This is a genomic window from Rhizobium lusitanum (genome assembly GCF_014189535.1).
Classification (GTDB): domain Bacteria; phylum Pseudomonadota; class Alphaproteobacteria; order Rhizobiales; family Rhizobiaceae; genus Rhizobium; species Rhizobium lusitanum_C.
The window spans coordinates 2,655,001-2,668,089 of record NZ_CP050308.1 but is presented as its reverse complement, the minus strand read 5'-3'; the positions used below and the strand labels follow the sequence as shown (position 1 = coordinate 2,668,089).

8 protein-coding genes, 1 tRNA gene and 2 rRNA genes (1 of these 11 only partly in view) are annotated in these 13,089 nt (G+C 57.9%); 5 read left to right on the top strand and 6 right to left on the bottom strand.

All coding sequences use genetic code 11. From position 1 onward, the window contains the following. Positions 1-103 precede the first annotated feature (103 nt). A complete protein-coding gene (locus HB780_RS26535) occupies positions 104-970 on the bottom strand; it encodes a sugar phosphate isomerase/epimerase family protein (RefSeq protein WP_286203073.1) in 867 nt (288 codons plus the stop codon). A 230-nt stretch (positions 971-1,200) separates the two neighbouring features. Then, positions 1,201-3,078 (bottom strand): adenine deaminase, encoded by a 1,878-nt coding sequence (locus HB780_RS26530; RefSeq protein ID WP_183697499.1) that lies wholly within the window; start codon positions 3,076-3,078, stop codon positions 1,201-1,203. Between the two features lie 273 nt (positions 3,079-3,351). On the opposite strand from HB780_RS26530, the gene HB780_RS26525 reads away from it, so the two are divergent. Genes HB780_RS26525 through HB780_RS26510 form a run of 4 tightly spaced genes read left to right on the top strand, consistent with a single transcriptional unit; the run spans position 3,352 to position 7,098 of the window. Further along, positions 3,352-4,392, top strand: a complete 1,041-nt coding sequence (locus tag HB780_RS26525) for an ABC transporter substrate-binding protein (RefSeq protein ID WP_183690555.1) — start codon at positions 3,352-3,354, stop codon at positions 4,390-4,392. 25 nt (positions 4,393-4,417) lie between these two features. Then, complete coding sequence (locus HB780_RS26520; RefSeq protein WP_183690553.1) at positions 4,418-5,242, top strand: ABC transporter permease; 825 nt, start codon at positions 4,418-4,420, stop codon at positions 5,240-5,242. After that, on the top strand, positions 5,242-6,033 hold the full coding sequence (locus HB780_RS26515; RefSeq protein ID WP_183697497.1) for an ABC transporter permease: 792 nt from the start codon (positions 5,242-5,244) through the stop codon (positions 6,031-6,033). The genes HB780_RS26520 and HB780_RS26515 overlap by 1 nt, the downstream gene beginning before the upstream one ends. Positions 6,034-6,039: 6 nt before the next feature. Further along, positions 6,040-7,098, top strand: a complete 1,059-nt coding sequence (locus HB780_RS26510; RefSeq protein ID WP_183690551.1) for an ABC transporter ATP-binding protein — start codon at positions 6,040-6,042, stop codon at positions 7,096-7,098. Between the two features lie 170 nt (positions 7,099-7,268). Here the strand turns inward: HB780_RS26510 and HB780_RS26505 are convergent, their stop codons facing one another. After that, a complete protein-coding gene (locus HB780_RS26505) occupies positions 7,269-9,212 on the bottom strand; it encodes a methyl-accepting chemotaxis protein (RefSeq protein ID WP_183690549.1) in 1,944 nt (647 codons plus the stop codon). Between the two features lie 232 nt (positions 9,213-9,444). Between HB780_RS26505 and HB780_RS26500 the strand changes: the two genes are divergently transcribed. Next, positions 9,445-9,699 (top strand): hypothetical protein, encoded by a 255-nt coding sequence (locus tag HB780_RS26500; RefSeq protein ID WP_183690547.1) that lies wholly within the window; start codon positions 9,445-9,447, stop codon positions 9,697-9,699. Positions 9,700-9,806: 107 nt separating this feature from the next. On the opposite strand, the gene HB780_RS26495 is transcribed toward HB780_RS26500, so the two are convergent. The 3 genes from HB780_RS26495 to HB780_RS26485 all read right to left on the bottom strand — a co-directional run. Then, positions 9,807-9,883: transfer RNA gene (locus HB780_RS26495), tRNA-Met, on the bottom strand. A 241-nt stretch (positions 9,884-10,124) separates the two neighbouring features. Further along, positions 10,125-10,239, bottom strand: a 5S ribosomal RNA gene (gene rrf, locus HB780_RS26490). Positions 10,240-10,363: 124 nt separating this feature from the next. Continuing rightward, positions 10,364-13,089, bottom strand: a 23S ribosomal RNA gene (locus tag HB780_RS26485) (it continues 212 nt past the right edge of the window).

The following is a 13,089-nucleotide window of genomic DNA, read 5'->3' as shown; positions in this document are numbered from 1 at the left end:
ACTAATAAAGCAACTCTTGCAAACATTCAATTATAGCGAGTTTTCCTTGTTATTGATTCAATTGCCGCGAAAATGCGCCATGGGCAGACAAGGCGCGACGAATCTAGCGCGCAGAACCACTTGAGAGCGGTTCGTCTAGATTGAACCGGGGCCACCAGTCTGTCTTGCGGGCCTCGTGAAGCGCCAGATCCAGTGGCGGAAGCTGCGTGTGCCACAGGCGTTCCCATTCCAGGCTCATGACACCGTCGTAGCGATCGGCAGCAAGCACGGAGAGCAATCCCGCCATCGGAAATTCACCAGTGCCCGGAAGCGCATAGCTATAGGGCAGTTTTTCGCTCGGCTTCGAGATGCTGTCCTTCACATGGAGATGACGCGTGTTGTGACGGACCTGTCTCCAGGTTTCGACCGGATCCTGTCCGCCCTTGCGCCATGTGTGGTGGGTATCCCAAATCAGGGCGCAGTCGGGCGCCGCCTCCAGAAAACGGCCGATAGTCTCTGTCCGCACCAGGACATCATGCGTCTCCACCACCATATCCGCCGCAAAACCCTCGCGGCGCGCCGTCTCGCGCCACCAGTCCAGCATCGACAGGGCTTCGGCGAGCTCCCCAGCATCGCCGGTGGTACCGCCGTCGAAAACGCGCAGCGATTTGATGCCCGCCGCTTCCGCCCAGGGAAGATAGCGCAGGAACGCCTCCTTCGCCTCCGGCGTGGCGCCGACAAGACGCAGCGACGTATTGAGAGCACACACGGCGACAGGCGAACGATCGAGAACCCGGGCCAGACCTGCGGGCGTACCGAACCGTTCGGTGAAATAGGCCGACAGATCGATCGTGCCGCCAAGCGCGCGGATTTCGATCGCATCGAGGCCATGGAGCGCCGCCAAGGCAAGCGCCTCGTCCAGCTCCAGCTCCGCGCATCCCAGTGTGGAGAATGCGAGTGTCATCCTCGGCGTTTTGAGATCGTCGGTCACCGAAGCCTCCTCCGCTTGGTTCCTCGATGTGAGTATACGTCACGGACCGAGACGCACCTGACCTTCAGGCATGTCGACTCAGCTACGACATTAGTAACCAAACGGATAATTACGGGATAGACCCTGAGCGTCAAGCCATCAGCCACAATGACAACGGAATCGAACCTGAAGCACACGTCTACGCCCGATCGCCCGCATGGGATATTTCATTTCAATGGGCCGGATATTCCTTACCAGACGATCGGATGCGTCTCTCCGGTCGCGACATTGACGAAGCCCTCGGGCGCCCTTTCGGACGGCGCGACCAGTACCCAGCGCCAGGGTGCACAGGTGAGCGTCGCGAAGGAAAGGCGTTCCGGAAAGCCCGGCCACCAGCGCGGCGAGAAGGTCGGCTCGTACATCCAGTCGATCTTCGCACCGGCCGCGTAAAGCATCTGCATTTCCGCATCCAGCTCCTCGGCCGAGCGTGCCGTCATCAGGCCGCCAACCTCATAGTGAACGCGGGCAACAACCTTGCCGCCGGAGACCAGCACCCAGCCGCCCTGCTGTTCATTGAGCGCATTGGCGACCATTGCCATCGCCTCGTCGGAAGAACCGACGACCCAGATATTATGCTTGTCATGCCCGAGCGTGGCGCCGAGCGCCGTATCAGGCGTGCGCGGCCCGGTGCCGAGCCAGAACATGCGGGCGACCTTGGCCTCGCCGGAGAAGCGGTCAACGATCGCAAATTTGGTAACGTTGCGGTCATGGTCTCGTTGGACCGCGCCGTCCGCAACCGGCAAGTCCATGGTGATGAAATCATCGGCCCAATGGAAGGGGCGCAGGAGTGCTGCCTTTGCTGTCGGCGCATCCGAGGGTGCTGCGATCCGGAAATCTTCCGGCAGAACGATCCTGTCGATCTTCACCGTCTTCGTCGCCCAATCCGGCCAAGCGATCTCGGGGCGGACGCCGACAAAGCTCTTGCCGACCGAAGCCGGACGGCCATCCGCCCAGACCTTGGCGATCGACAGCGTCTCGACATCGTCCAAAAGCACGATATCGGCAAAACGGCCAGGCGCGATCGAGCCGACCCAGGGCGTCAGCCGCATATGCCGCGCCGGATTGATCGTCACGCATTGAATGGCGATTTCCGGCGCCAGCCCGTTTTCGATGGCAAGCCGGACATTATAATCCGTCGCCCCCATCTTCAGCGTATCCGAAGCGCTGCGGTCATCCGTCACGAAGGCGATCTGCGACCAGTCGGAAAGGCCCTTCTCGATCAGCCCCTTGATCACCTCAGGCAGCGAATGCGGCCGAAGCTCGATGAAAAGGCCGTGGGTCAGCTTTTCCCATATTTCATCCAGGAACCAGCCTTCATGATCCGAGGCGAGACCCGCGCCGGCAAAGGCGTTGATCGAGGCAAGATCGCGCAGCCCGGCGCCATGCCCTTCGACAACACCGCGCTGCTCGAAAGTGGCGCGGATCATGCCCCAGAGACGATCGTAAGCCGGATTCTCCGGATTGCTGACCGAGGGCCAGTCCATCACCTCGTCGAGACCGGCAACCATCAGGCTTTCGGAAAGAAACGCCTTCTGCTCGTCATAGCCGAAATGGCCTCCGCCCCATTCGTAAGCCGTCGGCGGCACGGCGGAACCGGGCAGAGGGAAAATCTTCATCGGCGATCCGCGCCGGCGTGCCTCCAGCCAGAATTCCAGATTGCGCGGGCCGTTGACGTTGGAAAACTCGTGGCTTGCCTCGCAGGTCCAGGTGACGCCATGCGGCATGACCAGCGCCGCCTCCCATTCCGGCGTCAGATGCGAGCTCTCAATATGCTTGTGCGCCTCACCGAAGCCCGGAACGGCTGCAAGATGCGGCTCGGATAGGCGCTCGGTAACCTCTCCCGTGTAGCTGCCGGCGGGACCAACATAGGCGACACGTCGTCCCTTGATCACGATCTCCTGGTCTTCCAGCCAGGTACGACTATGGACATCCAGAAGCCGGCCTACCCTGAGCAGCCTGTCTGCGGGCCGACGGCCAAGCGCGGTGAGCGTCAGGTCCTGACGGATAAGCACCTCGTCGGCCGCATTGATGAGCAGATCGTCGGGAAGATTTGTGGGCAAGGACGCCATCGGGAGAATGCCTGCGAGAAATTCGGTGGCGCGACCGTAGAACCGACGACAGAATGTGTAAAGCGCATGGTCAAAATTGCGGGAAAGCTGAATCATCTCAGCGATTTGCAAATAGGTATGGCTGATATCTCGCCGCTCATTCAGCACGCGACGAAGATTTGTCGAAAGCGACGCTTTGCTCAATTCTTAGGCTTGTAAACCCCATGCTCGAAAAATAGTATCCCAGCATCCAGACACCCAGTTCCGATTTCACTGACCATAAGGATTTCGATCATGAAAGGCCTCACCCTGTCCCGCGTCGCGCGTCTTGCCGTTCTCGCGGCAATAGCCGTCGCGCCGCCGGCTTATGCCCAGGCGACGACGCTGACCATCTCCTGGTGGGGCTATAATGGCGAGAAGATGAAGGCCAACATCATCGAGCCTTTCAAGAAGATCTGCGGCTGCGATGTCGTCTTCGAAACCGGCAACAATGCTGACCGCCTCAATAAGCTGAAGCTTCGCGGCGGCAAGGGCGTCGATGTGATTTATCTCACCGACAGCTACTCGCAGATCGGCATCCAGCAAGGGCTCTTTCAAGAGCTCGATCGCGCCAAGCTTCCGAACATCGCCGATCTCTACGATCTGGCCAAGGCGCCGCAGGGCAATTACGGCCCGGCCTATACGATCGGCCGCGTTGGCATCGTCTACGACAAGGCGAAGGTCAATCCGCCGATCACCTCCTGGAGCGATCTCTGGCGCGACGATCTGAAATCGGCCGTCACGCTACCGGGCATCACCACCACCGCCGGCCCACTGACGGTTCTGGAAGCCGGCAAGCATGCGGGCGCCGATGCCTTTGAGGATACCGACAAGGCTTTCGAAGCAATCACCGCACTGAAGCCGAACGTCGTCAAGAACTATAATACCGGCTCTGAACTGGTGAACCTGATTTCCACCGGCGAGGCCAAGGTGGCGCTGGCGCAAGACTTCACGCTGGCTTCGATGCAGGCTGCCGTTCCGACGATGACCTGGGCCAGCCTCAAGGAAGGCGACATGGCCACCCTCAACACCGTCAATATTCCCAAGGGTTCGGAAAATGTTGAACTGGCCCATCAGTTCATCAACTTTATCCTCTCGAAGGATGTCCAGCAGGCCGAAGCCGCGCAGGGCGTCGATGCGCCGGTCTCCACCAAGGTCGTGTTGACGCCGGAGCAGGCGAAACTCTGGACCTATGGCGCCGACATGATCGCCAAGCTCGGCCGCATCGACTATGCCAAGCTGAACGCTGCCCAGTCGGACTGGATCGATCGCTGGAATGAAATCTTCGGCATGTGATGGTCTGCCTAGCGGAATTTGACCAATGAAGCATCTTGCAAAATGGGGTTTGGCGGCGCCGGCGATGGTCGCCGTCGTGCTCTTTCTGGTCGTCCCGGTGGTCATCACGATCGCCGCGACCTTCATGGAGCCGAAGGGGATTTTCTCGCCCTATGTCGCCTTCTTCAACAGCGGCTTTCGCCGCACCGTTCTCTATCGGACGATCGAGATCGCTCTCATTACCACGGTGATCTCGCTGTTCGTCGGCTTCATCGCCGCCTATGTCATCGCCCAGATGCCGGGCCGGGCAAAGAGCGTGATGATCATCGCCGCCGTCTTTCCGCTCCTGACCGGCGTTGTCGTGCGCTCCTTCGCCTGGCTGATCATCCTCGGCAAGAACGGCATCCTCAACACCATGCTGCTGTCGGTCGGCGTTATCAGCGAGCCGCTTTCGATGCTCTATAGCGAGGGTTCGGTCATCGTCGCCATGGTCTATCTCTTCGTGCCGCTGATGATCCTCACCCTCGTCGGCGTGCTCGAAGGCATCCCGCAGGACTTGATCCAGGCGTCAACGTCGCTTGGCGCAACGCCGGCGGCGACCTTCCGCCAGGTCATCCTGCCGCTTGCCACCCCCGGCCTTATCGTCGGCGCCGTGCTGGTCTTCACCGGAAGCTTCACCTCCTATGCCACCCCGCAGCTTCTCGGCGGCGAGAAGCAGATGACGATGGGGACCTTCCTCTACCAGCGCGCCATGGTGACCTTCGACTGGGTCGGCGCCTCGACTATCGCCGCAATCATGGTCGTCGTGACCATCGGTATCGTCCTGATCATGAGCCGCATTGCCCGGCGCCTCAACCCGATGGCGGTGTGATCATGATACAGCGCGTCCATCCCCTGCTGATCGCCTTTACCGTCTGCGTGTTCTTCTTCCTGCTGGCGCCGCTCGTCATCATCATCGGCTCGGCCTTCAGCGACACCAGCTATCTGACCTTCCCGCCGCAGGGCCTGACGTTGCGCTGGTTCTGGAATATCTTCGAGATCGAGGCATTCCGCACGACAGCGGTCACCAGTTTCGAACTGGCCTTTCTGGGCACAGGTCTCTCGCTCTTGATGGGCATTCCCGCCGCCTATGCGATCAGCCGCTACCGGCTGGAGCTGCCGAGCTGGCTTTCGACGCTGTTTATCCTGCCGATCCTGGTGCCCGAGATCGTCTTCGGCTTTTCGCTGATGAAGTCGATCACCATCGGCCTCGATCTGCCGATCTTCGCCAGCCTTCTGATCGGCCATGCGCTGCTGGTCCTGCCCTATTCCGTGCGGGTGGTGAGCGCCAGCCTCGCCAGCTTCGATTTCTCCATCGAGGAAGCGGCCATCAGCCTCGGCTGCCCGCCGGTAAAGACATTCATGACGGTCGTGCTGCCGAATATCCGCGCGGGCGTCATCGCCGCCTTCATCCTTGCCTTCATCACGTCGATCAATGATGTCTCCGTCTCGGTCTTCCTGACCGGGCCGGGCATTTCCACGCTTCCCATCCAGATCCTTGCCCATATGGAACAGTTCTTCGATCCGACGATCGCCTCGGTGTCCGTGCTTCTCATGCTGGTCACCGTCGGCGTCATGGCGATCGTCGAGGCGACGCTGGGCCTCACCTTCCTGACAAAGTAGCCGCTCGTGACCGTATCGCTTTCCATCGAAAACATTACCGCCCATTACGGCAACACCGCCGTGCTGCAGGACCTATCGCTATCCATTGCCGCCGGCGAACTCGTCTCGCTACTCGGCTCCAGCGGCTGCGGCAAAACGACAACACTGCGCCTGGTCGCCGGCTTCCTGCAGCCGACAAGCGGCACGATCCGTCTCGGCGATCAGGACCTGACGCGGCTTCCGGCTCATGCGCGCAATATCGGCCTGGTGTTTCAGAACTACGCCCTCTTCCCGCATCTGACCGTCCTTGAAAACGTCGCTTTCGGCCTGAAGCAGAGGGGTATCGCTTCAGCGGCACGTTCGAAAAAGGCGGGGGAGATGCTGGAACGCGTCGGGCTCTCGGGCTTTGGCGATCGCCTACCCTCGGCACTGTCCGGTGGCCAGAAGCAGCGCGTGGCGCTTGCCCGCGCCCTCGTCATCGAACCGCCACTGCTGATGTTTGACGAGCCGCTTTCCAATCTCGACGCCAAGCTCAGGATCGACATGCGCGTCGAGATCCGCCAGCTGCAACGCGCCAACGGCACGACATCGCTTTACGTCACCCACGATCAGGAAGAGGCCTTTTCGATTTCGGACCGCGTCGCCATCATGAATGCCGGCCGCATCATGCAGCTCGATACGCCGGAAGTCCTCTATCAGAAGCCAGCCAACGCCTTCGTCGCCCGCTTTGTCGGCTTTGAGAACCTGCTGGCGATGCGGGTTGTCGATCGCAACGGCGCATCGGTGACGGCAGAAGCCAAGGGCGGTGCCAGAATGACGCTCTCGCAGGACGATTACGGAGAGATCCCCGACACCTTCATTCTCGCCTGCCGCGCGGACGGACTTGCGGTTCGGCGCGAGGGCGCGGGCCTTCCCGCGGTTCTGGGAACAAGAACTTATCTCGGTCGTGCCTATCAGTATCAATGCACGACACGATCAGGCGATATCGTCGCCAACGGGGCTTTGTCGGAGCCTATGGCTGCGGGAAGTACGGCGATGCTCGTACCGATGCCGGAGCAATGCTGCGTTCTGGCTCCAGAGCGATAGACGGCTCAGACTTGTGCGCCGGATTGCCGGAATACAAAGGACGATAGTCAAGGACGGGTAGCAGGCTGACGATCAGAGCCTAGGCGGCAGCCTCATGACAAGGCGACGTCTCCTTTGCTCGCGAGGCGGCGGAGGCTGGGATTATCGCCTGCTACTTTGACCCGTCCTTCTCAAAATTCTTCCCATTCGTTTTGGGCATTGGCGACGGCCGATGCGCCGTTCCCTGTCACGGCAGCCCGCCTTGGTCGAGGCGCGGAGATACCGCTGCCCTGCCAGGCAGGTGCTGCCATGGCGCGTGCCGTCTGCCGAAGTGCTGTGGATTGTGCGGAGGCCATCGCCTGCAGTTTGAACTGAGACACCAGATCGCGAAGCTTGACGGCTTCCATGGCGAGGCTGGCTGATGCTGCGGTCGATTGCTCAACCATGGCCGCGTTCTGCTGCGTCGTTTGGTCCATCGAATTGACAGCTGTATTGACTTCGGCAAGCCCGGTGGACTGTTCCTTTGCGGATGTCGCGATCGCGTTCATATGCTGGTTGATCTCTGCGATCTGTTCGCCGATCGTCTTCAGCGACATGCCGGTATCCAGCACGAGCTTGACGCCGCTTTCAACTTCCGAAGATGACTTCTTAATCAGCCCCTTGATCTCCTTGGCCGCCTGCGCCGAGCGCTGCGCCAACTCTCGCACTTCCTGGGCGACGACTGCGAAACCCTTGCCCGCTTCCCCAGCACGCGCGGCCTCGACCCCGGCATTCAGCGCCAGAAGGTTGGTCTGGAAAGCAATCTCGTCGATCACCCCGATGATGCTGGAAATCTGCTGCGAAGACGCTTCAATGCGACGCATCGCTTCCTCGGCATGCGATACGACTTCGGCGGACTTTGCGGCGCTGCGATTGGCTTGCGTCGCCGCAGTGCGGGCTTCCTCGGTGCGGCTGCTCGAGTTCGACACATTGGCGGTGATCTGGTCAAGGGCCGCCGCTGTTTCCTCAAGCGAAGCCGCCTGCTGTTCGGTGCGCTTGGAAAGATCGTTGGCCGCTGAGGAAATCTCCCGCGTGCCATCATCGATCGCCGCGATGCCGGTCGAGATTGCACCAAGCGCGTCTCCAAGCTGCTTGACCGAACTGTTAAAGTCCTGCCGAAGCGCTTCGAAGTCCGGTGAGAACGGTTCTGTGAGCTGGAATGCTAGGTCGCCATCAGCAAGCCGCTTCAACCCGGCTGCGAGACCAGACGTCGCGGCGCGAAGTCGCTCCCCCGCCTCCTCATCTGCCTGCCTTCTGGCGGCGATCCGGTCGGCTTCGGCTTGCGTTCTAGCTGCCTCTGCGTCCTGCTCGAGTTTCCTGTTGGCGATTGCCGCCTGCCGGAAGACTTCGACGGCCGAACCCATAGTGCCGATCTCATCCGAGCGGCCGATAGCGGTAGAGGCGATATCGGTGTTGCCATCAGCCAGTGCCTGCATGTCATTGGACAGCATAAGGATCGGTTTGGTGACGGTCTTGCGCGTAAGCCAATAGAGGCTGAAAGAAAATAACGCGGCCAGCGCCAGAAGAGCCTTCATGAGCGTATCGACGAGCGCCTGCGTATCAGCACTGTGTTTGGCGGTCGCTTCCGATACCGAGCTTATCTGTTCTCCGGCCTGTTCCATGGCCGTTTCAAGGGCGGAAAACTGGTTCATGAAGTCTGGCAACGACTTCAGAGCCGCCGCTTGATCCTTCGCCGCAAGATCGACCATCTTCGTGGCGCTATCGATATAGGTAAGAAGCGGCGCTTCGATCTTTGCCAGGACATCCTGCGTGGTCTTATCGGTTGCCAGTTTTTTGTTCGCGGCGATCATGTCACGGAACGACGTCTCATGTTCCGTCAAATCCGCTTTCACCGCATCGGCGCCTATTCCCGCCGCCGGATTGGCCGCCAGCAGCGATGCCAGCACGTCTGCGCGCAGCGCGTCGTGCATCATGTCCGCCTGCATGTGGTTGCGGAGCACCTGTGATGAACGGGCGACCTCGGTATTGTTCTGCGCCAAGGTTGTCGCCGACCACAGCCCGACGCCCGTGGCGCCCCCGGCCAAAGCGAAAATCGCCACACTTGCAACGATAATCTTATGCTGAATCAATGCCATGCCCGGATCCTCCGCCAATACTCAATGCTAAAAGTAACCAAACAATGTTAATTAATCATCAAACATAAATTTCGGAGATTTGGTCATTGTCAGTACGGAATCTGCATGTCTTGGTTTTCAATATCGTTGATGAGTAGTCAAAATAAAGTATCTTAATTGCGCTGCGCTCATATATCTTAATTAAGACTTCAATCAGATACTCCGGTACCTCGTCTACACCTTAAAAACGGCAATGCTTTCTAACGCATTCCTTATTTCCCCGGCGCAATACGGCTACCCAGAATGCAAGAAAGCTCGCGGAGCGGGCTATTGTTTATCGCAGCTTTTCTTTTTGGAAGATTTGGTTTTGTTGTCCGGCTTTGCCGCTGTGGCAGTAGCGTGTGACGCATTGGTTTTGCTGCGAGTAGCTGCATCTCGGACGGGCATTTCCGATTGCATCAAACATCAAAAAGCCCGCTGGTTTTACCAGGCGGCTTTGTTCGGATGATTATGTGATCTTTTTGGGAGCGATAACATTCCTGAGAATGACCGCATTATCATAACCGGCGACATCCGCCTTATCGGGGAGTCTCTTTGTCTTGATTTTGGAAGGTTTGGTTGCGGGGGCAGGATTTGAACCTGCGGCCTTCAGGTTATGAGCCTGACGAGCTACCGGGCTGCTCCACCCCGCGTCACCAAAGCGAACCCGAAGGGTTCGTCGAAGCTTGAGCAAGTTGGTTTACCAACTTGCGTCATCCGAGCAAATCCAAAGGATTTGTCTCGTGTTAGGCGGGCACCTTTTCAGGGTCAACCCACCTGATATTTCAGAACCGTGACGGTCCTTTGGAAAGCACAAAGGCCGCTTTGTAGCGGCCTATTGTAACACGGCTTTTGCCGCTTGGTGATGAGAAGATTTGAAGTTGCGTTTTGCAGACCTGGCAGCGACCTACTCTCCCGCGTCTTAAGACGAAGTACCATGGGCGCAGGGGCGTTTCACGGCCGTGTTCGGAAAGGGAACGGGTGCGGCCACCCCGCCATAACCACCAGGTCGGCAAAGCGCAACTTTAATTGAGAAGCTGGCAGGCTTTCGCCTGTATTTTTAAACACGTCTTTGGCGTTCATTGCGGACGAATGCGTTGCATTCGTCCGTGAGATGAACAGCGGCAATGAGAACAATCAAGCCAATCGAGCTATTAGTACCGGTAAGCTTCATGCGTTGCCGCACTTCCACACCCGGCCTATCAACGTGGTAGTCTACCACGGCTCTGATAGGGAACACTCGTTTTCAGGTTGGTTTCCCGCTTAGATGCCTTCAGCGGTTATCCATTCCATATGTAGCTACCCTGCTATGCCCTTGGCAGGACAACAGGTCCACCAGAGATATGTCCATCCCGGTCCTCTCGTACTAGGGACAGATCCTGTCAATATTCCTACACCCACGGCAGATAGGGACCGAACTGTCTCACGACGTTCTGAACCCAGCTCACGTACCGCTTTAATTGGCGAACAGCCAAACCCTTGGGACCTGCTCCAGCCCCAGGATGCGATGAGCCGACATCGAGGTGCCAAACAACCCCGTCGATATGGACTCTTGGGGGTCATCAGCCTGTTATCCCCGGCGTACCTTTTATCCGTTGAGCGATGGCCCTTCCACGCGGGACCACCGGATCACTATGACCGACTTTCGTCTCTGCTCGACTTGTCAGTCTCGCAGTCAGGCGGGCTTATGCCATTGCACTCGACGACCGATTTCCGACCGGTCTGAGCCCACCATCGCGCGCCTCCGTTACTCTTTCGGAGGCGACCGCCCCAGTCAAACTACCCACCATACACTGTCCCGGATCCGGATAACGGACCGCGGTTAGACATCCATGACGATAAGGGTGGTATTTCAAGGATGGCTCCACAAGAACTGGCGTCCCTGCTTCAAAGCCTACCACCTATCCTACACATGCCGACACGAATGCCAGTGTAAAGCTATAGTAAAGGTGCACGGGGTCTTTCCGTCTGACCGCAGGAACCCCGCATCTTCACGGGGAATTCAATTTCACTGAGTCTATGTTGGAGACAGCGGGGAAGTCGTTACGCCATTCGTGCAGGTCGGAACTTACCCGACAAGGAATTTCGCTACCTTAGGACCGTTATAGTTACGGCCGCCGTTTACTGGGGCTTCAATTCAGAGCTTGCACCCCTCCTTTTAACCTTCCAGCACCGGGCAGGCGTCAGACCCTATACGTCGTCTTGCGACTTCGCAGAGCCCTGTGTTTTTGGTAAACAGTCGCTACCCCCTGGTCTGTGCCACCCTCACATACTTGCGTATATAAGGGTCACGCTTCTTCCGAAGTTACGCGTGCAATTTGCCGAGTTCCTTCAACATAGTTCTCTCAAGCGCCTTGGTATACTCTACCTGACCACCTGTGTCGGTTTCGGGTACGGTCTATACGGTGGAGCTATTTCCTGGAACCGCGTCCCCGCACACACAATCCAATAAGTGTGTACAAGTTAAGCAATCCGTCACTACCACCAGGCCCACGAATATTAACGTGGTTCCCATCGACTACGCGTGTCCGCCTCGTCTTAGGGGCCGGCTAACCCTGCTCAGATTAACTTTAAGCAGGAACCCTTGGTCTTTCGGCGAGAGGGTCTCTCACCCTCTTTATCGTTACTCATGTCAACATTCGCACTTCCGATACCTCCAGGGCCCCTCACAGGTACCCCTTCACAGGCTTACGGAACGCTCCGCTACCACTTGCGATTGCTCGCAAATCCTCAGCTTCGGTGCATGGCTTTAGCCCCGTTACATTTTCGGCGCAAAGACCCTTGACTAGACCAGTGAGCTGTTACGCTTTCTTTAAATGATGGCTGCTTCTAAGCCAACATCCTGGTTGTTTTGGGATCCTCACATCCTTTCCCACTTAGCCATGACTTGGGGACCTTAGCTGGAGGTTAGGGTTGTTGCCCTTTTCACGACGGACGTTAGCACCCGCCGTGTGTCTGCCTGATAGTACTCCCCGGTATTCGGAGTTTGGTTAGGATCAGTAAGACGGTGAGTCCCCATAGCCCATCCAGTGCTCTACCCCCGGGGGTATTCGTCAGACGCTCTACCTAAATAGATTTCGCGGAGAACCAGCTATTTCCGAGTTTGATTGGCCTTTCACCCCTAGCCACAAGTCATCCCAATCTATTGCAACAGATGCGGGTTCGGTCCTCCAGTTGGTGTTACCCAACCTTCAACCTGCTCATGGCTAGATCACTCGGTTTCGGGTCTAATGCAACAAACTAAATCGCCCTATTCAGACTCGCTTTCGCTTCGCCTACACCTACCGGCTTAAGCTTGCTTGTTACACTAAGTCGTTGACCCATTATACAAAAGGTACGCCGTCACCCTTGCGGGCTCCGACTGTTTGTAGGCATCCAGTTTCAGGTTCTATTTCACTCCCCTTGTCGGGGTGCTTTTCACCTTTCCCTCACGGTACTGGTTCGCTATCGGTCATGCACGAGTACTTAGGCTTGGAGCGTGGTCGCCCCATGTTCAGACAGGATTTCACGTGTCCCGCCCTACTCTAGGACAATAAGTGTATTTACGCGTACGGGGCTATCACCCTCTACGGCAAACCTTTCCAGGTTCTTCCACTTTAACACTTATTGCCACTGGCCTGGTCCGCGTTCGCTCGCCACTACTTGCGGAGTCTCGGTTGATGTCCTTTCCTGCAGGTACTTAGATGTTTCAGTTCCCTGCGTTCGCTTCTTACACCCTATTTTATTCAGGTGTAGATACCTTATGATAATACCTAGAAACCTGAAGTGTTTCACCAGCCACCAAAGCGTTGAACCTACACCGCATAAGCGGTGACGGCCCTTGGCCTTGCGAAGCCCAACGGGCTTCGATCCTTTTCCC